Annotated in this window: 22 protein-coding genes and 3 tRNA genes; 19 read left to right on the plus strand and 6 right to left on the minus strand. The window is 72.5% G+C overall.

Annotated features, from left to right (window positions below; translation table 11 throughout):
* Positions 1–4: 4 nt before the first annotated feature.
* From F4692_RS10400 to nemA, 3 genes are read right to left on the minus strand one after another with little or no spacing between them, the layout of a single operon-like run.
* The gene (locus F4692_RS10400) at positions 5–1930 is read right to left on the minus strand and encodes an ABC transporter ATP-binding protein (protein WP_308645252.1); all 1926 of its coding nucleotides are present in this window, start codon (positions 1928–1930) and stop codon (positions 5–7) included.
* The gene (locus tag F4692_RS10405; RefSeq protein WP_179619582.1) at positions 1927–3819 is read right to left on the minus strand and encodes an ABC transporter ATP-binding protein; all 1893 of its coding nucleotides are present in this window, start codon (positions 3817–3819) and stop codon (positions 1927–1929) included. Before F4692_RS10405 ends, F4692_RS10400 begins: the two co-directional genes overlap by 4 nt.
* 54 nt (positions 3820–3873) lie before the next feature.
* Positions 3874–4968 (minus strand): N-ethylmaleimide reductase, encoded by a 1095-nt coding sequence (gene nemA, locus F4692_RS10410; protein WP_179619583.1) that lies wholly within the window; start codon positions 4966–4968, stop codon positions 3874–3876.
* Positions 4969–5085: 117 nt separating this feature from the next.
* Between nemA and F4692_RS10415 the strand changes: the two genes are divergently transcribed.
* From F4692_RS10415 to F4692_RS10435, 5 genes are all read left to right on the plus strand, one after another.
* A complete protein-coding gene (locus tag F4692_RS10415; RefSeq protein WP_308645253.1) occupies positions 5086–7509 on the plus strand; it encodes an FdhF/YdeP family oxidoreductase in 2424 nt (807 codons plus the stop codon).
* A gap of 94 nt (positions 7510–7603) precedes the next feature.
* On the plus strand, positions 7604–8521 hold the full coding sequence (locus tag F4692_RS10420) for a pirin family protein (protein ID WP_179619584.1): 918 nt from the start codon (positions 7604–7606) through the stop codon (positions 8519–8521).
* A 54-nt stretch (positions 8522–8575) separates the two neighbouring features.
* Complete coding sequence (locus F4692_RS10425) at positions 8576–10279, plus strand: MFS transporter (RefSeq protein ID WP_179619585.1); 1704 nt, start codon at positions 8576–8578, stop codon at positions 10277–10279.
* A gap of 30 nt (positions 10280–10309) precedes the next feature.
* Positions 10310–11026 (plus strand): DUF2652 domain-containing protein, encoded by a 717-nt coding sequence (locus F4692_RS10430; protein ID WP_179619586.1) that lies wholly within the window; start codon positions 10310–10312, stop codon positions 11024–11026.
* A 119-nt stretch (positions 11027–11145) separates the two neighbouring features.
* Positions 11146–11736 carry a DNA-3-methyladenine glycosylase I gene (locus F4692_RS10435; RefSeq protein ID WP_179619587.1) on the plus strand — a complete coding sequence of 197 codons (591 nt, stop codon included), beginning with the start codon at positions 11146–11148 and terminating at the stop codon, positions 11734–11736.
* A gap of 21 nt (positions 11737–11757) precedes the next feature.
* Here the strand turns inward: F4692_RS10435 and F4692_RS10440 are convergent, their stop codons facing one another.
* Positions 11758–12489, minus strand: a complete 732-nt coding sequence (locus tag F4692_RS10440; RefSeq protein ID WP_179619588.1) for a class I SAM-dependent DNA methyltransferase — start codon at positions 12487–12489, stop codon at positions 11758–11760.
* A gap of 86 nt (positions 12490–12575) precedes the next feature.
* Between F4692_RS10440 and F4692_RS10445 the strand changes: the two genes are divergently transcribed.
* The 7 genes from F4692_RS10445 to F4692_RS10475 all read left to right on the plus strand — a co-directional run bounded on the left by F4692_RS10445 (position 12576) and on the right by F4692_RS10475 (position 16425).
* Positions 12576–13991 carry an amidase gene (locus tag F4692_RS10445; protein WP_179619589.1) on the plus strand — a complete coding sequence of 472 codons (1416 nt, stop codon included), beginning with the start codon at positions 12576–12578 and terminating at the stop codon, positions 13989–13991.
* An 82-nt stretch (positions 13992–14073) separates the two neighbouring features.
* Positions 14074–14146, plus strand: a tRNA-Thr gene (locus F4692_RS10450).
* Between the two features lie 38 nt (positions 14147–14184).
* Positions 14185–14261: transfer RNA gene (locus F4692_RS10455), tRNA-Met, on the plus strand.
* A gap of 48 nt (positions 14262–14309) precedes the next feature.
* Positions 14310–14480, plus strand: a complete 171-nt coding sequence (gene rpmG / locus F4692_RS10460; RefSeq protein WP_179619590.1) for a 50S ribosomal protein L33 — start codon at positions 14310–14312, stop codon at positions 14478–14480.
* Positions 14481–14580: 100 nt separating this feature from the next.
* Complete coding sequence (locus F4692_RS10465) at positions 14581–14979, plus strand: FAS1-like dehydratase domain-containing protein (protein ID WP_179619591.1); 399 nt, start codon at positions 14581–14583, stop codon at positions 14977–14979.
* Positions 14976–15377 (plus strand): MaoC/PaaZ C-terminal domain-containing protein, encoded by a 402-nt coding sequence (locus tag F4692_RS10470; protein ID WP_179619592.1) that lies wholly within the window; start codon positions 14976–14978, stop codon positions 15375–15377. The genes F4692_RS10465 and F4692_RS10470 overlap by 4 nt, the downstream gene beginning before the upstream one ends.
* Positions 15370–16425, plus strand: a complete 1056-nt coding sequence (locus F4692_RS10475) for a UDP-N-acetylmuramate dehydrogenase (RefSeq protein ID WP_179619593.1) — start codon at positions 15370–15372, stop codon at positions 16423–16425. Before F4692_RS10470 ends, F4692_RS10475 begins: the two co-directional genes overlap by 8 nt.
* Positions 16426–16437: 12 nt before the next feature.
* On the opposite strand, the gene F4692_RS10480 is transcribed toward F4692_RS10475, so the two are convergent.
* Complete coding sequence (locus F4692_RS10480; protein WP_179619594.1) at positions 16438–17481, minus strand: adenosine deaminase; 1044 nt, start codon at positions 17479–17481, stop codon at positions 16438–16440.
* A gap of 126 nt (positions 17482–17607) precedes the next feature.
* Between F4692_RS10480 and F4692_RS10485 the strand changes: the two genes are divergently transcribed.
* From F4692_RS10485 to F4692_RS10510, 6 genes are all read left to right on the plus strand, one after another.
* A tRNA-Trp gene (locus tag F4692_RS10485) sits at positions 17608–17680 on the plus strand.
* Between the two features lie 39 nt (positions 17681–17719).
* Positions 17720–17974, plus strand: coding sequence for a preprotein translocase subunit SecE (gene secE, locus F4692_RS21195; protein WP_179619595.1), 255 nt, complete (start codon positions 17720–17722; stop codon positions 17972–17974).
* Between the two features lie 49 nt (positions 17975–18023).
* Positions 18024–18884 carry a transcription termination/antitermination protein NusG gene (gene nusG, locus F4692_RS10495; protein WP_308645254.1) on the plus strand — a complete coding sequence of 287 codons (861 nt, stop codon included), beginning with the start codon at positions 18024–18026 and terminating at the stop codon, positions 18882–18884.
* Positions 18885–18987: 103 nt separating this feature from the next.
* Positions 18988–19416 carry a 50S ribosomal protein L11 gene (gene rplK, locus F4692_RS10500; protein ID WP_179619596.1) on the plus strand — a complete coding sequence of 143 codons (429 nt, stop codon included), beginning with the start codon at positions 18988–18990 and terminating at the stop codon, positions 19414–19416.
* 63 nt (positions 19417–19479) lie between these two features.
* A complete protein-coding gene (gene rplA / locus F4692_RS10505; protein WP_179619597.1) occupies positions 19480–20202 on the plus strand; it encodes a 50S ribosomal protein L1 in 723 nt (240 codons plus the stop codon).
* Positions 20203–20381: 179 nt separating this feature from the next.
* Positions 20382–21266 carry an SCO4651 family lipoprotein gene (locus F4692_RS10510; RefSeq protein ID WP_179619598.1) on the plus strand — a complete coding sequence of 295 codons (885 nt, stop codon included), beginning with the start codon at positions 20382–20384 and terminating at the stop codon, positions 21264–21266.
* A gap of 10 nt (positions 21267–21276) precedes the next feature.
* Here F4692_RS10510 and F4692_RS10515 read toward each other — a convergent pair whose 3' ends face one another.
* A complete protein-coding gene (locus tag F4692_RS10515; RefSeq protein ID WP_179619599.1) occupies positions 21277–22266 on the minus strand; it encodes a DnaB-like helicase C-terminal domain-containing protein in 990 nt (329 codons plus the stop codon).
* 300 nt (positions 22267–22566) lie between these two features.
* On the opposite strand from F4692_RS10515, the gene rplJ reads away from it, so the two are divergent.
* On the plus strand, positions 22567–23223 hold the full coding sequence (gene rplJ, locus F4692_RS10520; protein WP_179619600.1) for a 50S ribosomal protein L10: 657 nt from the start codon (positions 22567–22569) through the stop codon (positions 23221–23223).
* Positions 23224–23243: the final 20 nt, after the last annotated feature.

The raw sequence follows: 23243 nt of genomic DNA on the forward strand, positions 1-23243 counted from the left end.
CCCCCTACGACGTCCAGGCCCGCCAGAGCCCGGCGTACTCCCCGTCGCGCTCGAGCAGCTCGTCGTGGCTGCCCAGCTCCACGATCTCGCCGTCGATGACGACGGCGATCCGGTCGGCGTCGTGCGCGGTGTGCAGGCGGTGTGCGATCGCGACGACGGTGCGGCCCTCGAGGAGGTTGTTCATCGACCCCTCGAGCGTGCGCGCGGTGCGCGGGTCGATGAGCGAGGTCGCCTCGTCGAGCACGAGGGTGTGCGGGTCGGCGATGATCAGCCGGGCGAGCGCGACCTGCTGGGCCTGGGCGGGCGTGAGGGACGTACGCCCCGAGCCGATCACGGTGTCGAGCCCGTCGGGCAGGCGCTCGACCCAGGCCAGCGCGCCCACCGCGCGCAGCGCCTCGCGGACCGCGTCGTCGGAGGAGTCCTCGCGCGCGAGCACGACGTTGTCGCGGATCGTGCCGATGAAGACGTGGTGCTCCTGGGTGACCAGCGCGACCTCGGTGCGCAGCACCTCCAGCGGCAGGTCGACGAGCTCGACCCCGCCGACGCGGGCGGAGCCGGTGCGCGGCCGGTTGATGCCCGAGAGGAGCCGCCCGAGGGTCGACTTGCCCGACCCGCTCGGCCCGACGACCGCGAGGCGCTCGCCCGTGCGCAGGCGCAGGTCCACGCCGTGCAGCACGTCGTGGCCCTCGCGGTAGGCGAAGCGGAGGTCCTCGCCGACGAGCTCGACGCCGTCGGGCAGCACGTCGCGGGCCTCGCGGTCCGGCGGCACCTCCGCGATGCCGAGCAGGCGGCTGGTCGACGCGGCGCCGACCTGGAGCCGGTCGACCTCGCCGATGACCGCGTCCAGGGGCTCGCTCAGGGCGACGACGTAGAGCATCGCCGCGGTGATCTGGCCCAGGTCGACCCAGCCCTGGCTGTAGCCGTAGGCGCCGACGAGCAGCGTCACCACCTGCGGCACCTGGAAGGCCCCGTTGAGCGCCGCGAAGAGGACGTTGCGCAGCGTCATGCCGTAGCGCTCGGCCTGCGCCGAGACCTCGATGTCGTCGCCGCCCGCGCGCACGCGGTCCCCGGACAACCCGAGCGCCTCGACGGTGCGGGCACCCTCGACGGTCTCGGTGAGGGTCGTGTTGATGCGCGAGTAGGTCGCACCCTCGGTGATGTACGCCTTGGGCGCGCGCCGCAGGTAGGTGCGGACCGCGGGGGTGCAGAGCCCGAACACCACCAGCGCGGGCAGCGCGAGGACCAGCGAGTTCAGCATCATCGCCACGACGGACAGCACGACGGTGAGCAGCGAGATCAGCAGCCGCGGCACCCCCCACTGCACGGAGCGGGCCATCGTGCCGACGTCGCGGGTCACCCGGGTGACGAGGTCGCCGGTGCTGGCGCCCTCGACCCGACCGACGGGGAGCCGCAGGATCGTCTCGACGACGTACTCCCGCGCGGACGCGAGCAGGTCCTGCCCGAAGTGCGTGGACGTCCGCTGGGCGCCGAAGGTGAAGACCGCCTGCAGGGCGACGACGCCGATGACCGCGAGAGCGACGCCGTTGAGGTCGGCCACCGCGGCGTCGCTCGACTCGACCCGGTTGACGAGCTCGCCGAGCAGGCGCGGGACCACGAGCGCGGCGGCCGCGGCCAGCGCGTTGAGGGCGACCAGCAGGGCGAAGGAGCGCTTCTTGCGCCGGATCAGGTCGCCGAAGAACGCGAGGACCTCGCGGTTGCCCGACACCGGCCAGCCGCGCACCGGGTTGCGCGAAGCGGCGTAGACGTCCTCGGCGCGCTGCCGGCGCAGGTCGTGGCGCTGCCACAGCGCGCGGTTGCGCTCGCGGACGCCGGCGTGCTCAGGAGGGCGCAGCGCGTCGGGGATCACGGGCGGGTCGCCGGAGCGGTCGCGCCAGGTGTCGGCGGAGGTGGCCAGCAGGTCGGTGGTCACCGCAGCGCCTCCTCGGTCTCGGGGTCGTCGTCGAGGGCCCGCGCGACCACGTGGCGGTAGTCGTCGTCGGCGGCGAGCAGGTCGGCGTGGTCACCCTCCGCGACGACCGTGCCGTCGTGCAGCAGGACGACGTGGTCGGCGTGGTGCAGCCAGAGCGGGGAGACTGTGGTCACGACGGTCGTACGCCCCCGGCGGGTCTCGGCGACGCGTGCCGCGATCCGCGCCTCGGTGTGCGCGTCGACCGCCGAGGTGGGCTCGACCAGCACGAGCACGGGAGGGTCGGCGGCGACCGCCCGGGCGAGGACGACCCGCTGGCGCTGCCCGCCGGACAGGCCGCGGCCGCGTTCGTCGAGCTGGCCCTGCCATCCCTCCGGCAGTGCGTCGTAGACGTCCTCCGCGTTGGCGACCCGCAGCGCGTGCTCGGCCTGCTCGCGCGAGAGCCGGCCGTGGGGGTCGACGGCGTCCTGGAGCGTGCCGGCGAAGAGCTGGCTGCCGGTGTCGCTGACCAGCACCTGCCGCCGCACCTCGCGGAGGTCGGCGCGGGCGAGGTCGACGCCACCGAGGGTGACGCCCCAGTCGCGACCGGCCCGCTCCTCGTCGAGCGCCGCCAAGCGTGCACGTTCCTCGGCCCGGGCGGCCCTGGCCCGGCGGGCGGCGCGGCCCTTGGCCTCGTCGTCGTCGAGCGGCACGGGCTCGGTGTCGGCCGGGAGGTAGCGACCGAGGCGGTCGGCGACGGCCGCGCTCTGCTCGGGGACGGCGCTGACGACGACCGTGAGGATGCCCGGGCGCACGGTGAGCCCGCTGGCCTCGTCGTGCAGGGCGCCCGAGCCGTCGAGGGCGACGGGTGCGACCGGCGGGCGCCACGGCGGGCGCTGCTCGAAGATCGCGATCGCCTTGCGCGCGCTCACCAGCGAGCGGACGCCCTTCTGTGCGAGCTCGAAGAAGGTCCTGATCGGGCCGACCATGAACAGGCCGTACCCGAGGAACGTGATGAGCTCGCCGACCGTGAGGTCCCCCGACTCCACCTGCCGGGTCCCGAGCCACACGAGCGCGACGAGGAAGATGCCCGACAGCAGCACCCCGACCGCCTCGACGACGGCCTGCCAGATGCCGGCGGCGACACCGGCCTGCTTGGCCGACTGCGACTGGCGGGCGTAGTTGGCGCCGAAGGTCTGCTCCCCGCCGATGCCGCGCAGGATCCGGAGGCCGGCCACGATGTCGGTGGCCATCGAGGTGAGGTCGGACGTGCGCGAGCGCTCCACCTGCTGGCGGGCGTGCAGCGGCCGGAGCAGCGGCAGGGCCGCGCCGAGCAGGACGGGCGCGGCGACCAGCGTCAGCAGGCCGAGCTGCCACGACATCGTCAGCACGATGAAGGCCACCGTGAGGTACGAGACCAGCTGGCCGGCGGCGCGGGCCACGATCTCGGTGAGCGCCCCGAACTCGTCGGAGTCGCTCGACGCGACGCTCAGCACCTCGCCGGTGGGGGAGCGGCGGGGCAGGACGTGCCCCATCTGCGCCACCTTGCGGGTCACCATCTCCAGCGTCCCGTAGAGGCTGACGAGCCAGCTGCGGACCACGAGCGTGTGCGACACGATGCCGAACACGGAACCGATCAGCACGACGAGCAGCAGCAGCGCCGCCCAGCCGAGCAGGGCGGTGGTCGAGCCGCCGACGATGCCCTGGTCGACGGCGCGGCCGAAGATCCACGGGCCGAGCGTCTGCGGCAGGAACCACAGGCCGTAGCAGAGCGACGAGAGCGCGATCAGCGCCTTCTGCTGGCCCAGGACCCATCGCAGGAACGCCGCGGGCGACCGGGTGTCGGGATCCGGTGAGGGTGCGTCGTCGCTGCCGGTGAAGAACGTCGCGATCCGGGGAGGGAAGTCCTGCATGTCGTCGACGACCCTAAGCGGCGGTGCCCCACGGGCACGACTCGATAACGGGGCTCAGGCCGCACCGTGGGCCGGGTAGTCGGTGTAACCCTCGGCGTCGCCGCCGTAGAACGACTCCGGGCGCGGCGGGTTGAGCGGCAGGTCCTCGGCGAGCCGCCGCGGGAGGTCGGGGTTGGCGATGAACGCCCGACCGAACGCGGCGGCGTCGATGAACCCGGCGTCGAGCAGTCGCTCCGCCTTCGCGCGGTCGTAGCTCCCGGCGCCGACGATCGGGCCGGGGTGGGCCTCGCGCAGCGCCTGCCGGTAGTCGTCGTCGAGCACCGGGCCCCCGGCCCAGTCCGGCTCGGAGAGGTGGAGGAACGCGAGGTCGCGCCGGCCCAGCTCGCGGGCGACGTGCAGCCCGGCCTCGGCGCCCTCGGGGTCGGTGGTGCCGTTGAAGGAGCCGATCGGCGAGATCCGGATCCCGACCCGGTCCGAGGACCACGCGCCGATCACCGCGTCGGTGACCTCGAGCATCAGCCGGGCGCGGTTCTCCAGCGAGCCGCCGTACTCGTCGGTGCGCAGGTTGCTGTCCGCCGCGAGGAACTGGTGCAGCAGGTAGCCGTGCGCGCCGTGGATCTCGACGAGGTCGAAGCCCGCCTCGCGGGCGTTGGTGGTCGCGCGCCGGAAGTCCTCGAGCAGCCGGGGGACCTCGTCGAGGCGCAGCGGCCGGGGCACCGGGCAGTCGACGCGGGTCGGCCGGCCGTCCTCACCGCGCACGGTCGTCCGGTTGCGGTACGGCCCGTCGCTCGCCGACACGGGCAGCGCGCCGTCGTGCAGCGACTCGTGGGAGACGCGACCGACGTGCCACAGCTGGGCCGCGATGAGGCCGCCGGCGTCGTGCACGGCGTCGGTGATGCGACGCCACCCGGCGACCTGCTCGTCGCTGTGGATGCCGGGGGTGTCCATGTAGCCCTTGCCCTCCGGGCTGACCTGGGTCCCCTCGGAGACCAGCAGGCCGGCACTGGCGCGCTGCACGTAGTAGTCACGCATCAGGTCGTTGGGCACGTCGCCGGGGACGCTCGCCCGCATCCGCGTCAACGGGGCCATGAACGCACGGTTCTGCGTACGCACCGCGCCGAGGGTCAGGGGGTCGAAGAGGGAGGGCACGACGGGCCGCAACGGGGCGTGTGGGGCCGCTATTCCCACCTCTCTCGCCCCACCCCCGGCCGACAGGGCATCCGGAGGGACGGTGCGGCGTGACCGAGCGCGAGGCAGGATGGTCGTGTGACCTTCCTCTCCCAGCTGCGCGACGTGCCCGACCGCCTCCGCAAGGAGTCCCGCCAGGTGCCCACCGGCGACATCGACGAGACGGAGGTCGAGGTCGACTCGTCCGCCCACGCCGCCGCCGGTGCCACGGCCGTCGCCGTCGCGATGCGCCGCGCCCTCGGGCAGATGGGCGTACGCCGCACCGCCTCGACGCTGCTGCGGCTCAACCAGGTCGACGGGTTCGACTGCCAGGGCTGTGCGTGGCCCGACCCCGCTCCGGGGCACCGCCACGCCGCCGAGTTCTGCGAGAACGGCGCCAAGGCCGTCGCCGAGGAGGCGACCAAGGAGCTGCTCGACCGCGAGTTCTTCGCGACCCACTCGGTCGAGGACCTCGCCGGCCGCACGGAGTTCTGGCTCGGCAAGCAGGGCCGGATCACCGAGCCGATGGTGCTGCGTCCGGGCGCGACGCACTACACGCCGATCTCCTGGGACGACGCCTTCGCGACGATCGCGGGCCACCTCAACCGGCTCGACGACCCCGACCAGGCCACCTTCTACACCTCGGGGAAGACCTCCAACGAGGCGGCGTTCGTCTACCAGCTCTTCGTGCGGGCCTTCGGCACCAACAACCTCCCCGACTGCTCCAACATGTGCCACGAGTCGTCCGGCTCGGCGCTCGTCGACACCATCGGCATCGGCAAGGGCTCGGTCAGTCTCGAGGACATCCACCAGGCCAAGCTGATCGTCGTCGTCGGGCAGAACCCCGGCACCAACCACCCGCGGATGCTGTCCGCGCTGGAGGAGGCGAAGTCGCGGGGTGCCCGCATCATCGCGATCAACCCGCTGCAGGAGGCGGGTCTCGTCCGGTTCAAGAACCCCCAGAACGCCAAGGGCCTGACCGTCGGCACCGCGCTCGCCGACCTCCACCTCCCGATCCGCCTCAACGGCGACCTCGCCTTCTTCCAGGCCGTCGGCTCGCTGCTCGTGGAGTGGGACGCCCTCGACCACGACTTCCTCGAGCGCTACGCGACCGGGTACGCCGACTACGCCGCGCACGTCGCCGACCTCGACTGGGGCAAGGTCGAGGCCTCGACGGGGCTGACGCGGGAGCAGATCACCGAGGCCGCGCGGATGTTCGCCGACTCGCCTGCGACCATCACCTGCTGGGCGATGGGCATCACCCAGCACCACAACGCGGTCGGCACGATCAAGGAGATCGTCAACGTCGCCCTGCTGCAGGGCAACATCGGCAAGCCGGGCGCCGGCGTGTGCCCCGTGCGCGGGCACTCCAACGTCCAGGGCGACCGCACGATGGGCATCTGGGAGCGGCTGCCCGACCACTTCCTCGACGCGATCCGCGACGAGTTCGGCTTCGAGCCGCCCCGCGAGCACGGCCTCGACACCGTCGGCTCGATCCGCGCCCTGCGCGACGGCAAGATCCGGGTCTTCTTCGGCATGGGCGGCAACTTCGTCGGCGCGGCGCCGGACACCGAGGCGACCGAGGCGGCGATGCGCAACGCGGCCCTCACCGTCCACGTCTCCACCAAGCTCAACCGCTCGCACGTCGTGCACGGCGGCGAGGCGCTGATCCTCCCGGCCCTCGGCCGCAGCGAGAAGGACCTGACCGGCGGCCGCGTCCAGCGCGTCACGGTCGAGGACTCGATGTCGGCCGTGCACGCCTCGCACGGTCCGCTCGAGCCCGCCTCGGAGCACCTGCGCTCCGAGGTCGGCATCGTCTGCTCCCTCGCGATCGCCACGCTCGGCGAGGACTCGACGATCCCGTGGGCGGCGTTCCGCGAGGACTACGGCGAGATCCGACGACGGATCGCACGGGTCGTGCCCGGCTGTGCGGCGTACGACGAGAAGGTCCACGAGCCCGGCGGCTTCGTGCTGCCGCACCCTCCCCGCGACAACCGCGTCTTCGAGACGCCGAGCGGGCGGGCGGTGCTGACGTGCACCCCGGTCGACGTGCTCGACGTGCCGCGCGGGCGGTACCTGCTGCAGACGATGCGCTCGCACGACCAGTTCAACACCACGATCTACGGCCTCGACGACCGCTACCGCGGCGTCAAGGGCGGGCGCCGCGTGCTCTTCGTCAACCCCGACGACCTGCGCGACTCCGGCTTCGAGGAGGGCGACCTCGTCGACATCGTCAGCGAGTGGAAGGACGGGGTCGAGCGGACCGCGCGGTCCTTCCGGCTCGTGGGCTACGACCAGCCGCGCGGCTGCGTCGCGGCCTACTACCCCGAGGCCAACGCGCTCGTCCCGCTCGACTCGACGGCCGAGAAGAGCAACCAGCCGGTCTACAAGTCCGTCGTCGTCCGACTCGACCGGCCCGGCGCCGCGGACGGGACGTCGGAGGCGGGGGAGCGCGGCTCGCACGGGTCGCCGGACCAGGGGTCGGGGTCGCTCCGCGACGACGAGCCGCACCACCTCAGCTGAGGCCGGGCTGACGCGTGGTGCGGACCCCGACCAAAGTCGTTCCCTGGGCGGACACGTCCACGCCGGCTCACCCGTACGGGTAGCGTGGCCGTCGATGTCCGCGCAGATCGACGTGCTCACCTCGCGCGAGGTGCCTCTGGGGGGTCCTCGCGCCATGCGCGTACGCCGCACGCTCCCGCAGCGGCACCGCTCGCTCATCGGCGCCTGGTGCTTCGTGGACCACTACGGCCCCGACGAGGTGGAGGACACCGGCGGCATGGTGGTCGCCCCCCACCCGCACACCGGGCTGCAGACCGCGAGCTGGCTCTTCGAGGGCGAGATCGAGCACCGGGACTCCGCGGGCAACCACGCGATCGTGCGCGCCGGCGAGCTCAACCTGATGACCGCCGGCCACGGCATCTCGCACTCGGAGGTCTCGACGGACGGCACGTCCGTGCTCCACGGCGCCCAGCTGTGGATCGCGCTGCCCGACGGCACCCGTGACACCGCACCCGGCTTCGAGCACTTCGCGCCGCAGCCGGTGCGGGGGCCCGGCTGGGAGGCCCGGGTCTTCCTCGGCTCCCTCCTCGGCGCCCGGTCCCCTGTCACGACCCACACGCCGCTGCTCGGCGTCGAGCTGATGCTGGCCACCGGCAGGACCCTCGAGGTCGAGGTCGACGAGACCTTCGAGCACGGGGTCCTGCTCGACGTCGGCGTCATCGAGATCGAGGGCACCGAGCTCAAGCCCAGCGACCTCGCCTACGCCGCCCCGGGGAGCCGGACGCTCACGATCACCGCCCACGAGGAGGCCCGGCTGCTCCTGCTGGGCGGCCCGCCGTTCGGCGAGGCGATCGTCATGTGGTGGAACTTCATCGGCCGCACCCACGAGGAGATCGTCGGCTTCCGCGAGGAGTGGCAGGCCCAGCTCCACGACAAGCGCCAGGTCGACGGCCGGTTCGGCGTGGTCGACATCGACATGGACTCCATCCCGGCGCCCGAGATGCCCAACGTGCGGCTCAAGCTCCGGCACTGACCTCCCCCACGCGGGGTACGCGGCCACCGCGGATCCCGCCCTAGAGTCGCGGGCATGGGGGACGTCCCGCACGCGCGCCGGCTCGCCGACGCGCTGGGGGCGTTCGCCAGCAACGCCCGCAACCCGGCGCTGCGCCGCGCACAGCTGAGCTTCCTCGGCGCCTGGACGGCCGAGTGGGCCTTCACGGTCGCGCTCGGCATCGTCGCCTACCGCGACGGTGGCGCCGCGGGGGTGGGCCTGGTCGGCCTGCTGCGGATGCTCCCGTCGGCAGTCTGCGCGCCGCTGCTGTCGCCGCTGGCGGACCGGGGCCGTCGCGAGCGGGTGCTGGTGGTGGTCTCGACGGTCCGCGGCCTCGCCACGGCCGCTGCCGCGGTGGTCGCCGCCACGGGTGCCCCCACGTCGCTCGTCTACGGGCTGGCCGTCGTCTCGACGGTGGCGGCGACCCTCTTCCGGCCCGCGCACTCGGCGCTGCTGCCGTCGCTGTGCCGGACGGGCCACGAGCTCGCGAGCGCCAACGTCGTGCGTGGCATGCTCGACTCGCTCGCCACGCTCGTCGGGCCCCTGCTGGCTGCGGTGCTGCTCGCCGTCGCGGACGTGGACCTGGTGCTCGCGACAGCTGCGACCGCCTCCTTCTGGTCCGCGGCGCTGCTCGTGCGGCTGCGCTACGACGCCCCGCCGCGTCCCGCCGCGCGGCGCCCGCACCTGGCCCGCGAGGTGGTCGAGGGTCTGCGTGCCGTCGCCAGCGACCGCGACGTGGCGCTCGTGCTCGGCCTCGCGGCGGCCCAGTCCCTCACCCGCGGCGCGCTCACGGTGTTCTCGGTGCTCGTCTCGATCGAGCTGCTCGACCGCGGCGAGGCCGGCGCCGGCACCCTGATGACCGCGGTGGGAGTCGGTGCCGTGCTCGGCTCGCTGGGAGCCTCGCTCCTGGTCGGCACGCGACGGCTCGCCGCGTGGTTCGCGCTCGGCGTCACCCTCTGGGGGCTCCCGCTGGTCCTGGTCGGCCTGGTCCCGTACGACGCGGCCGCGCTCGCGGCGATGGCGTTCATCGGCACGGGCAACGCCCTCATCGACGTCGCGGGGTTCACGCTCCTCGGCCGACTGGCCCCCGACCACGTCCTGGCGCGGGTGTTCGGCGTGCTGGAGAGCATCGTCGCCGTCGCCATCGGGGTGGGCGCCGCGACGACCTCGTGGCTGGTCGGCACCTGGGGCCTGCGGCCGGCGCTCGTGGTCGTCGGCCTGGTCTGCCCCGTGCTCGCGGCGCTGTCGTGGGTGCGGCTGCGGGCCCTGGACGGCGCCGTGGGGCGACACGACGAGGTCGTCGACCTGCTCCGGCAGGTGCCCATGCTGCGGCCCCTGCCGCTGCCGACCATCGAGCAGCTCGCACGCCACCTCGGCACCCTCGACCTCGCGGCGGGCGCACAGGTGTTCGCGCAGGGCGACGTGGGGGACCGCTACTACGTCGTCGAGTCGGGTGCCGCCGACGTCGTCGGGGACGGCCGCGTCGTCGCGACCCTCGGTCCCGGCGAGGGGTTCGGTGAGATCGCGCTCCTGCGTGCGGCGCCCCGCAGCGCCACCGTGCGCGCCCGCACCGGCGTACGGCTCCGCACGCTCGACGCCCACCACTTCCTGACCGCCGTCGTCGGCTGGACGCCCAGCGCCCGGGAGGCCGCGACGGGCATGGAGCGACTGCTCGAGCGGTGGGACCCAGAACGGCCGGCCGCCCCCAATTCCGGTGACGGCGGCCTCCCGCACCACTGAGGATGAGCCGGGGATCTGCGACGGTGAGCCATGGGATCGACACGGGGGCTCCTGCTCATCGCCGACATCGGCGGCTACACCGACTACATGAGCAGCCACCGGATGAGCCTGGCCCACGCCGAGGTCAACACCGGGCGCCTGCTCGAGCGCATCATCGACGCCGCCCCGGGCCTCGAGCTCGTCGAGATCGAGGGTGACGCCGCCTTCCTCTACCGACCGGTCGGGTCGAGCTCGACGCGCGACCTCGCCGCGGAGGTGCTGACGCTGGCCGGGGCGATGCACCGCGCCTTCCACGTCGAGCGCGAGTACGTCGCGACCAACCTGTGCCCGTGCAAGGGCTGCAAGGAGGCCGCGAACCTCACCCTGAAGTTCGTCGCCCACGTGGGCGACGTCGCCACCCAGACCATCCGCGACCGGCTCAAGCTCGTCGGGATCGACGTGATCGTCGTCCACCGGCTCCTCAAGAACACCGTCCCGCTCCGGGAGTACGTCCTGCTCACGGAGGACCTCTTCGGCGACGGGAGCGACGCCCCTGCGCAGGCGGCGGGTTCCGTGCGCCCCGAGCTGGAGGGGGTGGGGGAGGTGCGCGCCCACTACGTCGACGTCACGTCGCTCGGAGGAGCGGGCGAGCCGCACCCGCGCCCGACCTGGCGCGGACGCCTCGGGCGTACGGCGTACGCGGCGGGTGCCGGACTGCCCTACATGCTCGGCCGGCGAGGTCGGGGGCGCGCCGTCGCGACCGGCTGACGGTCGGTGCCGGGTGCCGGGTGCCGGGTGCCGGGTGCCGGGTGCCGGGTGCCGGGTGCCGGGTGCCGGGTGCCGGGTGCCGGGTGTCGGGTGTCGGTGGCGTGCGCGAGGATGCGGCCATGACCGCAGGCACCCCCGCGATCGTCGGCGACGACGGCGTCGCGCGCTGCCCGTGGGGCGCCGGCGACCCGGTCAACAGGGCGTACCACGACAGCGAGTGGGGCATGCGGGTCTCGGGTGAGGCGGCGCACCTCGAGCGGCTGACCCTGGAGGCGTTCCAGTCCGGGCTGTCGTGGCTGACCATCCTCAACAAGCGCGAGCACTTCCGCCGTGCCTTCGCGGGCTTCGACGCCGACGTCGTCGCCGCCTACGACGAGGGCGACCTCGAGCGGCTCATGGCCGACGCCGGCATCGTCCGCAACCGGCGCAAGGTGGAGGCCGCCGTCGCCAACGCGCGGGCGACGGTCGCCCTGCGCGCGGAGGGCGGCCTCGAGGCGTTCATCTGGTCGTTCCGACCCGAGCCGGGTCCGGCCCCCGTGACGACCGGCGAGGTGCCGACCACCTCGCCGGAGTCGGTCGCGCTGTCCAAGGCGCTCAAGAAGGCCGGCTTCGCCCACGTCGGTCCCACCACGATGTACGCGCTGATGGAGGCCATCGGGCTGGTGGACGACCACCTCGAGGGCTGCCACCGCCGCGGCTGCGCGGGCTAGGGGCAGGGCTCAGGGGCAGGCTCAGGCGGGCTTGCGCCAGACCGAGACGTGGCTCTCGCTGTCGCCGGTGAAGGGCGCGCCGTGCCAGTCCGCGACCCGCCGCTCGAGCCCCATGCCGGCGAGCTGCGCCATCAGGTCGCACTCGGCCGGCCAGATGTAGCGGAAGTTGCTGGCCCCGTAGGTCACGGTGCCGTCGTCGTGGCGGTGGTAGTGGTGCGACGTGCCCTGCTGCGTCGCCAAGTCGAAGGTGTCGAAGCCGACGTGGCCGCTGCCGACGTGGAACGGCACCGCCGTCTGGCCCGGCGGCAGGCGCCGGATCCCGGGCACCCAGAGCTCGACGACGAAGCGGCCGCCCGGGACGAGGTGCCGCGCCGCGTTGCGGAAGGTGGCGACCTGCTCGGCCTGCGTACGCACGTTGCCGATGCTGTTCCACACGACGTAGACCAGGTCGAACTCGCCGTCGACGTGTGCGGTCGCCATGTCGCCGACGACCACGGGCAGGTCGGGCCGCTTGCGGTGCAGGGCGTCCGTCATCGGCTGCGACAGCTCGATGCCGGCGACCCGCACACCGCGCTCGACCAGCGGGATCGCCACCCGTCCGGTGCCGATAGCGAGCTCGAGGGCAGCGCCGCCACCTGCGAGGTCGGCCAGGAGGTCCACGGCCGGGTCCAGCACCTCGGGGGCGAACATGTGCGCCGAGCCCTCGTCGTACCCCGCGGCGGTGTCGGCGTCCCAGTAGTCGCTGCTCGTCATGACGACCACGCTGCCTCACCCGGGGCAGTGGGGCCAGCGAATTGCCCCCTGCCGCCGGCGCCGTGCAGTCCGTAGGCTGCCGCGTCATGGATCGCGTGCACGCCTTCACCGACGACGCCCTCGCCGACCTCGACGCCACCGGGCTCGTCGCCGCGCTCCGCTCCGGGCAGGTCTCGGTGCCGGAGGTGGTCGAGGCCGCGATCGCGCGCACCGAGCGGGTCGACGCGCGACTCGGTGCGGTGGCGTACGCCGCCTACGACCGTGCGCGGGAGGAGGCCCGGCACCCGCGCCCCGGCTGGTTCGCCGGCGTGCCGACCTTCGTCAAGGACAACGTGGACGTCGCCGGGATGCCGACGCAGCACGGAGCCGACGCGTTCACCGCGGCGCCGCAGCCCGCCGACGGCGACTTCGCCCGGATGTACCTCGCGACCGGCCTGGTCCCGCTCGGCAAGACGCAACTCTCGGAGTTCGGCTTCTCCGGCGCCGCCGACCACGTACGCCTCGGGCCGGTGCGCTCGCCGTGGAACCCCGACCACTACGCCGGCGCCTCGTCGGCCGGCTCGGCCGCCCTCGTGGCCGCCGGGGCGGTCCCGATCGCCCACGCCAACGACGGCGGCGGCTCGATCCGCATCCCGGCCGCCGTCAACGGGCTCGTGGGCCTCAAGCCGACCCGCGGACGGCTGGCGCAGGACCGGATGATGCGGGACATGCCCGTGCGGATCGTGTCCGACGGCGTGCTGACCCGCAGCGTGCGCGACACCGCCGCGTTCTACCGCGAGGCCGAGAAGGTCTGGCGCAACCCGCTGCTCGCGCCGGTCGGCGACATCACCCGGCCCGGCCGGGCCCGGCTCAGGGTCGCCGTGGTGACCACGGGCATCGGTCGCGCGTGCAGCCCGGAGGTGCGCGAGCTGACCCTCGCCACGGCGGCGCTGCTCGAGTCCCTCGGCCACCACGTCGAGGAGGTCGACAACCCGGTCCCCGACAGCTTCCCCGAGCACTTCGTCCGCTTCTGGTCCATGCTCGCCTACGTCATCGCCCGCCGGGGCGCGAAGGACTTCGGACCGACGTGGGACCCCGCCAAGCTCGACAACCTCACCCTGGGCCTGGCCCGGCACGCGGCCCGCAACCTGCACAAGCAGCCGTGGTCCATCGCCGTCCTGCGCCGCTCCCAGCGGCTCGCCGCCCGGCACCGGCAGCAGTACGACATCACGCTCACGCCGACGCTCGCGACCGAGACGCCCCTGGTGGGGCACCTGCGCCCGGACCAGGACTACGACGAGATCATGCGCCGGCTGATGGACTGGGTGGCCTTCACGCCGCTGCAGAACGCGACGGGCGAGCCGGCCGTCTCGCTGCCGCTCGCGACCACCGCCGCGGGGCTCCCGCAGGGCATGATGCTGGGTGCCGGCGCGGGCCGCGAGGCACGCCTGCTCGCGCTGTCGTACGAGCTCGAGGAAGCGGTCGGCTGGCCCCGGATCCAAGGCGCCCCGCAGGCGTCCTGACGGGCCTCGCGAGGGTCGGTCGGGGCTCCACCCGGAGCCGATTTCTCATCGTGGCGGGCCGTGTGTATCGTTCTCCGTCGTTGCCCCTTTAGCTCAGTCGGCAGAGCGTCTCCATGGTAAGGAGAAGGTCTACGGTTCGATTCCGTAAAGGGGCTCTGGGTCGGACCTCCCTCCGGGGGCGTCTGTCCTCCGCGGCGGGGTAGCTCAGGTGGTTAGAGCACACGGCTCATAATCGTGGTGTCGCGGGTTCGAGTCCCGCCCCCGCTACCACCAAGTCCGGCAGCCTCCGCACCACCCGCAACGAAAAGGTTCTTCCCAATGGCCAGCAAGTCTTCTGACGTTCGCCCCAAGATCACGCTCGCGTGCACCGAGTGCAAGGAGCGCAACTACATCACGAAGAAGAACCGTCGCAACGACCCCGACCGGATCGAGCTGAAGAAGTTCTGCCCGCGCGAGCGTCGCCACACGGTGCACCGCGAGACCCGCTGACGTCCTTCGTCGTCGCACCCGACCCGTCCGAGCACTCGGACGGGTTGTCGTGTTTGTGGGCCGGTCTCGACACGTCCGGTCGCCCGGCTAGTGTCGTGACATGCCCGTCGACCCTTCGCTGGTGGGGCGAGAGTTCCCCGCGCCGGCGCCCCTGACCGTCACCCCCGACCGGGTCAGCGCGTTCGCCGCCGCCGTCGGCCACCCGGGCGACGCCGTCCCGCCGACGTTCCCGATCGTCCTCGCCTTCGACGCCATGCAGGCCTTCCTCGACGCCGAGGCGATCGACCTGCACCGCATCGTCCACGGCGAGCAGCGCTTCGCGTACGTCCGTCCCCTCGCCGTCGGCGACGAGCTCACCGCGACGCTCACCGTCACCGGCCTGCGCCAGATCGGCGGCGCCGACATCATCGCCACCACGAGCGAGATCACCGACGCCGACGGCGCGGTCGTCTGCACCGGCAAGGCCACCCTCGTCCACTCCGCCGGAGGTGCGGCATGACCACCACCCTCCGGGCCGGCGACGTCCTCGACGCGCGGAGCTTCACCGTCACCCGCGCCGACCTCGTCGCGTACGCCCACGCGAGCGGCGACCACAACCCGATCCACCAGGACGAGGACGTCGCCCGCAGCGTCGGCCTCCCCGGCGTGATCGCCCACGGGATGTACACCCTCGCCCTCGTCGGCCGCGCCGTCGCCGAGTGGACCGACGGCGCCGAGGTCGTCGACCTGGGCGCGAAGTTCACCAGCCCGGTCGTCGTGCCCGCGGAGGGCGGCGCGGAGGTCGTGGTCGCCGGCACGGTGAAGTCGGTGGCGGACGGCCTGGCCACCCTCGCCCTGGAGGTCACCTGCGAGGGCCAGAAGGTCCTCGGGATGCCCAGGGCGGTCGTGCGTGCCTGACCCGGCGCTGCGCGACCACACCACCCTGCGGCTCGGCGGTCCGGCCGGCCGCTGGGTCGAGGCCACGACCGAGGAGGAGCTCGTCGCCGCGGTCGGTGAGGCCGACGCCGCCGGCGAGCCGCTGCTGGTCCTGGGCGGCGGGTCCAACCTCGTGGTCGCCGACGAGGGGTTCGCCGGCACGGTCGTCCACGTCGCCACGCGCGGCATCGCCACCGACGTCGACGACTCGGGGGACCCGTCCTGCTCCGGCGCGACCGTGACGGTCGCCGCGGGGGAGTCGTGGGACGGCCTGGTGGACCACGCCGTCGCCCGCGGCTGGGCCGGCATCGAGGCGCTCTCCGGGATCCCCGGTTCGGTCGGGGCCACCCCCATCCAGAACGTCGGCGCCTACGGGCAGGAGGTCTCGCAGACCATCGCCCGGGTCCGCGTGTGGGACCGGGTGCTGCGCGGGGTGCGGAGCTTCGCGGCCGACGAGTGCCGCTTCGGCTACCGGGCGAGCCGCTTCAAGTCCGACCCGGGACGGCACGTCGTCCTCGACGTCACCTTCCAGTTCCGGATGGCCAGCCTCGCGGCCCCCGTGCGCTACGCCGAGCTCGCCCGCACCCTCGGCGTCGCCGAGGGCCAGCGGGCCCCGATGGCGGACGTGCGCGAGGCCGTCCTCGCCCTGCGTCGCGGCAAGGGCATGGTCCTCGACGACGCCGACCACGACACGTGGAGCGCCGGCTCGTTCTTCACCAACCCGTTCCTCACCCCCGAGCAGGCCGTGGCCCTGCCCGACGACGCGCCGCGCTGGGAGCAGCCCGACGGCACGGTCAAGTCCAGCGCGGCCTGGCTCATCGAGCACGCCGGGTTCGGCAAGGGGTACGCCAGCCCGACCGCGGGGGAGCGGGTCCGGCTGTCGACCAAGCACACCCTGGCCCTGACCAACCGCGGCGGCGCGACCACCGAGGAGCTGCTCGCCCTCGCCCGCGAGGTCCGCGAGGGCGTGCGCGAGCGGTTCGGCGTCACGCTCGTCAACGAGCCCGTGACGGTCGGCTGCGCCCTCTGACCACGGTCGGACCTAACCCGCCAGCCAGGCGGCGATGTCGCGGCGCGCGGTCGTGACGACGTCCGACGGCGCCCGGGACGCCTCGAACGACATCTCCGCCAGCCGGGCCAGGGTCGCGTCGTCGAGCTCGTGCGCGGCGCGCATCGTGGCGTACTGGCCGGCGAGCCGCGAGCCGAAGAGGAGCGGGTCGTCGGCGCCGAGGGCCACCGTCGCGCCCGCCGCGAGGAGCTGCGGCAGCGGCACCGACGTGAGGTCGGAGTAGACGCCGAGCGAGACGTTGGACGTCGGGCACACCTCGAGCGCGACCCCGGCCGACACGATCCGGTCGAGCAGCGCGGGGTCCTCGACGCTGCGCACGCCGTGGCCGAGGCGCTGCGCGCCGAGGCTGTCGAGGCACTGCCGGACGTGGTCGGGGCCGCGCAGCTCGCCGCCGTGCGGCACGAGCAGGAGGTCGGCGCGCTCCGCGATGCGGAACGCCCCCTCGAAGTCCTCCGTGCGGCCCCGGCGCTCGTCGTTGGACAGCCCGAAGCCGACCACGCCCCGACCGGCGTACTGCGCGGCGAGGCGGGCGAGGGTGCGCGCGTCGAGCGGGTGCCGGGTGCGGTTGGCGGCGACGACGACCGCGATCCCGAGGCCGGTGCGCTCGGACGCGTCGCGCACGCAGTCGAGGACCAGGTCGGTGAAGGCGGTGATGCCGCCGAAGCGGGCGGCGTACCCGCTGGGGTCGACCTGGATCTCCAGCCAGCGGCCACCGTCGCGGACGTCGTCCTCGGCCGCCTCGAGGACCAGGCGGCGCACGTCGTCGGGCGTACGCAGCACCGAGCGCGCCACGTCGTAGAGCCGCTGGAAGCGGAACCAGCCCTTCTCGTCGGCCGCGCTCAGCTGCGGCGGCCAGTCCTCGACGAGCGAGTCCGGGAGCGCGACGCCGTCCCGCTCGGCCAGCTCGAGCAGGGTGGCGTGGCGCATCGACCCGGTGAAGTGCAGGTGGAGGTGTGCCTTGGGCAGGCGGGACACGTCCCGGCGGCGCTCGCCCCCACCTGTCCCCGCTGCCGTCATGCGACGCATCGTAGGCAGGTGGGGCGGCCTCGGTTCGACGCGGGTGGGACCGGCCCCGTATGCTTCCCGATTGGTGGTTTCGCCACATGCTTCGGCATGCCCCCGACGCGGGGATGAAGCCACCGGAGGGCACTAGCTCAACTGGCAGAGCATCGGTCTCCAAAACCGAAGGTTGGGGGTTCAAGTCCCTCGTGCCCTGCGAGGAACACTGCACAGCAACAACGAGAAGGTGGATGACGTGGCTGACGGCAACGCGGTTCAGGACCGGCGCGACTCGCGCGGCGACGACCGTGGGCGCACCAGCCCCGCCACGTTCCTGCGTCAGGTGGTGGCCGAGCTCCGCAAGGTGGTGTGGCCCACCCAGCAGCAGCTGATCACCTACTTCTTCGTCGTGCTGGTCTTCGTCATCACGGTGATGCTGCTGGTCTCGGTGCTGGACCTGGCGTTCGGCAAGCTGGTCTTCGAGATCTTCACCGGCAGCAACACCCAGTGACGACGGGGCAGTGATCCCCGCCCCCCAGCAACGATCAACGGAGTGAGACGTGTCTGACAACCATGACGTGGACCAGGTCGACGAGCAGGTCGACCAGGTCGAGTCCATCGACGAGGCGACCCCGGAGGACGCCGAGGTGGACGCCGTCGAGGACACCGACGACGTGACCGGCGAGCCGTCCGACGAGCCCGGCGACGAGGTGGACGACACCAGCGACTCCGCTGCGGACGTCGACTCGGACGCGGACGTCGACCCGGACGAGGACTCGGACCCGGCTGCCGCCGAGGAGTCGGACCCGCTCGAGGCCTTCCGCCGCGAGCTGTGGGCCAAGCCGGGCGACTGGTTCGTGGTGCACACCTACTCCGGCATGGAGAAGCGGGTCAAGCACAACCTCGAGAACCGCATCATCTCGCTCAACATGGAGGACTACATCCACGAGATCGTGGTCCCCACCGAGGAGGTCGCGGAGATCAAGAACGGCCAGCGCAAGATGGTCACGCGCACCGTCCTCCCCGGCTACGTCCTGGTCCGCATGGACCTCACCGACGAGTCCTGGTCCGCCGTGCGCCACACGCCGTCGGTCACCGGCTTCGTGGGCCACAGCCACCAGCCCGTGCCGCTGAGCATGAGCGAGGTCGAGGACATGCTCGCGCCGGCCGTCGTGGCCGTCGCCGAGGCCGAGGCCGCCGCCTCGGGCGAGAAGGGCTCCTCCACCACGCCGCGCAAGCCGGTCGAGGTCGCCGACTTCGACGTCTCCGACTCGGTCATGGTGGTCGACGGCCCGTTCGCCACGCTCCACGCGACGATCACCGAGATCAACGCCGAGTCGCAGCGCGTGAAGGCCCTCGTCGAGATCTTCGGCCGCGAGACCCCGGTCGAGCTCTCCTTCAGCCAGATCCAGAAGGTCTGACGATTTCGTCGGTGCCGTCCCGCGGCCCGACACTGCAGTAGCAACAACCCGTGGCAGGGGGCAGGTGCCCTCGTCATGACCACACGAGAGAAAGAAGAAGGCAATGCCTCCCAAGAAGAAGATCGCCGCACTCGTCAAGGTGCAGCTGCAGGCCGGCTCGGCCACCCCGGCCCCGCCGGTCGGTACGGCGCTCGGTCCGCACGGCGTCAACATCATGGACTTCTGCAAGGCCTACAACGCCCAGACCGAGTCCATGCGCGGCAACGTGATCCCCGTCGAGATCACCATCTACGAGGACCGCACGTTCGACTTCATCACCAAGACCCCGCCGGCCGCCGAGCTCATCAAGAAGGCCGCCGGCCTCTCCAAGGGCTCGGGCGTCCCGCACAAGGACAAGGTCGGCAAGCTGACCAAGGACCAGATCCGCGAGATCGCGTCCACCAAGCTGCCCGACCTCAACGCCAACGACATCGACGCGGCCATGAAGATCGTCGAGGGCACTGCGCGCTCGATGGGCGTCACGACCGACTGACTACGTGGGAGAGCCGCGCTGGCTCGCTAACCACATCCTTCGCACCAGAGAAACGAGAAGACCATGCAGCGCAGCAAGACCTACCGCGCGGCGGCTGAGGCGTTCGACAAGGACGAGCTCTACGCCCCGCTGGCCGCCATCAAGATCGCCAAGGGTGGCTCCAAGAAGAAGTTCGACGAGACCGTCGACGTCGTCATGCGCCTGGGTGTCGACCCGCGCAAGGCCGACCAGATGGTCCGCGGCACCGTCAACCTCCCGCACGGCACCGGCAAGACCGCCCGCGTCCTGGTGTTCGCGAACGCGGACAAGGCCGAGGCCGCCCGCGAGGCCGGCGCCGAGTTCGTCGGTGGCGACGAGCTGATCGAGAAGGTCGCCGGCGGCTGGCTCGACTTCGACGCCGTCGTCGCGACGCCCGACATGATGGGCAAGGTCGGCCGCCTCGGCCGCGTCCTCGGCCCGCGCTCGCTCATGCCGAACCCGAAGACCGGCACGGTGACCCCCGACGTCGCCAAGGCCGTCACGGACATCAAGGGCGGCAAGATCGAGTTCCGCGTCGACCGCCACGCCAACCTGCACTTCATCATCGGCAAGGCGTCCTTCTCCGAGGCCCAGCTCGCGGAGAACTACGCGGCCGCCCTCGACGAGGTGCTGCGTCTCAAGCCGGCCAGCTCCAAGGGCCGCTATATCAAGAAGGTCACCGTCTCCACGACGATGGGCCCCGGCATCCAGGTCGACCCCAACCGCACGAAGAACGTCGCGGAAGAGGACGAGGCCGTCCAGGCCTGATCCGGCCTGACGGGGCCTGATCGCCCCCGAGCCACGAACGGCCCGGCCCCCCTCGGGGTGCCGGGTCGTTCTGCGTCGGTCGCCGTTTCGGTGTGGAAGCATCGGGTAGGAAGTGGTGGCAGGCCCGTACGACGAACCTTGACGAACCCCGAACCCACAGCCTCTCCAGGAGACACACCATGCGCGTCACCCCTCTCGCCCGCCGCCTCGGCTCCGCCGCCCTGGTGCTGACCCTGGGCGCCGGCCTCGCCGCGTGCAGCAGCGACGACTCCGGGTCCGGCGGGTCGACCTCGGCGACCGACGAGAGCACCGACGCTGCCGACGACTCCACCGACGCCAGCACCGACGACGGCAGCGAGGCGACGTCGGAGGAGACCGACGCCCCGGCCGAGGCGTCCCTGGCCGAGCTCTCGACCGACGACTTCTACCCGTCGGTGATGGACGCCCTGCGCGACGCGGAGACGTTCGCCTTCTCGACGACGTCGGGCGCCTCCGGGCAGTCGCAGGTCATGTCCGGGGAGGCGCGGTTCAGCGACGCCGGCGTGGAGATGAAGGCCTCGAGCACCGGCGCCCAGGCGATGGACATGATCCTGATCGACAAGGCGATGTACATGAAGTCGCCCGATCTCGGCACGGGCGACAAGTGGCTCAAGATCGACCTGAGCGACCCCAACTCGCTCTTCGGCATGATCGGCAAGGCCACCGACCCGGAGGTCATGTTCAAGGCGATGGAGGCCCCGAAGAAGCTCGAGCTGGTCGGCTCGGAGGAGGTCGACGGGGTCGAGACGAACCACTACCGGATCACCCTCGACCCGTCGCAGTACCTCAAGGCGATGGAGTTCCCCGCCGCGATGGCCGAGATGCTCCCCAAGGAGCTCGTGACCGAGATGTGGGTCGACGCCGACAACCTGCCGCGCAAGTTCGCGCAGACGATGGAGCTTCCCGGCACCGGCGGTGGCGCGGGCACGTCGTCGACGACCGAGGGCACCTACTCCGACTTCGGCCTCGACGTCGACATCCAGGCGCCCCCGGCGAGCGAGGTCACCGAGCAGCCCGGCATGTGAGGCTCGCGCCTCAGTCGCGGAAGACCCGCTCGTCGATCAGCTGCTCCTTGACCTCGGTGCCCTCGGCCTCGAAGCGGCCCTGGTCGAAGCGGGTCCGGAACTGCAGGGTCGCGCCGTCGCGACCGAAGCGGTTCTTCTCGACCGTGAGGACGGCGTAGTCGCGGAACCGCTCGGCGTTGCCGAGGTCGTAGGTCAGGTGGTGGCGCGCGACGATGTCGAACTTGTTGTTGAGCACCAGCACCACGTCGGCCTCGTACGCCAGCGCGCTGGACCCGCGCAGGTCGTTGGCGCGCATCCGCTTGCCCGAGCGCAGCGCCTCCTTGTCGGCGGCCGCGATGGCGAGCACCGGTGCGCCGATGTCGATGGCGAGGTCCTTGAGCCCCTCGACGATCTCGGTCGTCCTGGCCATCTCGTCCTCGTGGCCGGACTTCACCTTCTGCAGGTAGTCGACGACGACCAGCGGCACGGTGCCGGTCAGCTCGCGTACGGCGGTGATGGCCGCCTCGATCGCGGACAGGTCGGTGCGGGTGCCGGTGGAGCGGTGGACGAAGAGCTGCTCGGAGTAGTGCGCCACCCGGGCGAGCGCGTCGACGCCGGACGGGACGGACTCCAGGCGGTGCTCGAGCGAGCTGACCCAGAGGTCATCGAAGATCGAGCGGATGCTGGTGATCCGCACCTGGTCGGACTCGTCGAGCTCGCCGGCCTCGAGGGCGATGAGCTTCTGGGTCAGGTCCTCGGCGTCGTGCTCGTAGGAGAAGTAGAGGACCGGGCGCCCGGTCGCGGCGTTGTTGCGCGCGACCTGCAGGGCGAAGGTCGACTTGCCGAGACCCTGCGGGCCCGCGAGCAGGATGAGCGACCCGGCGCGCATGCCGCCGCCGATGATCGGGTCCAGGCCGGCGAACCCGGTCTTCCAGACGCGTCCGGCCGCGTTGCGTCCGGTGAGCATGCGTTCGTCGCTGCGGGCCAGGGAGGCGCCGACGGTCATGAGCTGGTGGTCCACGCGGACATTGCACCAGTGACGGGGGGTCCGGCGGGCGGGATTGCCTGGTTTCGCCCCCGCCGCCCGCGAGCGGCCGGCGCCGATTTGTCCGGTCCACCGGTCGCGGCGTACTGTTCCATCTCGAAACCAGAGACCGCAGGTTGTCATGGGCTCCACGTCCATGACCGAAGGTCCGCAGCAGCGGGCGGCCGGCGCAGGTGACAGAGCAGCGGCCTCGGCCGCATCCACGCCCTGAGCCTGTGCTCAGGGCGTTCCTCGTCTGTGGGCCGGACGCCGGTGGTCAACCCCGGAAGGAGACCCATGGCGCGGCCAGAAAAGACTGCCGCCGTCGCAGAGATCGTTGACTCGTTCAACGACTCCGCCGGCGCTGTGCTGACCGAGTACCGCGGGCTCACCGTGAAGCAGCTGCAGGACCTGCGGCGAGCCCTCGGCGAGAACGCCAACTACGCCGTGGTCAAGAACACGCTGGCCAAGATCGCCGCCACCGAGGTGGGCATCGAAGGCTTCGACGACCTGCTGACCGGCCCCACCGCCATCGCCTTCATCAATGGAGACGTGGTCGAGGCCGCCAAGGGTCTGCGTGACTTTGCCAAGGCCAACCCCGCCCTTGTCATCAAGGGTGGAGTCCTGGACGGCAAGCCGCTCGACGCTGCAGAGGTGGCCAAGCTGGCCGACCTCGAGTCGCGCGAGGTGCTGATGGGCAAGCTGGCGGGCGCGATGCTCGCGAGCCTCTCCCAGGCCGTCTACCTGCTCAACGCGCCGATCGCCCAGGCCGCCCGTCTCGCGGGTGCGCTGCAGGCCAAGGCCGAGCAGGACCCCTCGATCCTCGCAGGTGGTGCCGGTACGCCGGCTGCTCCGGCTGCCGAGGACGCCCCTGTCGACGAGGCCCCCGCGGCCGAGGAGACCGAGGCGACCGACGAGGCTGCCGAGCCGGCCGCCGAGTCCACCGACGCCTGACCAGGCCGACGTACACCACC

The sequence above is a fragment of the Nocardioides cavernae genome (assembly GCF_013410035.1).
Taxonomy (GTDB): domain Bacteria; phylum Actinomycetota; class Actinomycetes; order Propionibacteriales; family Nocardioidaceae; genus Nocardioides; species Nocardioides cavernae_A.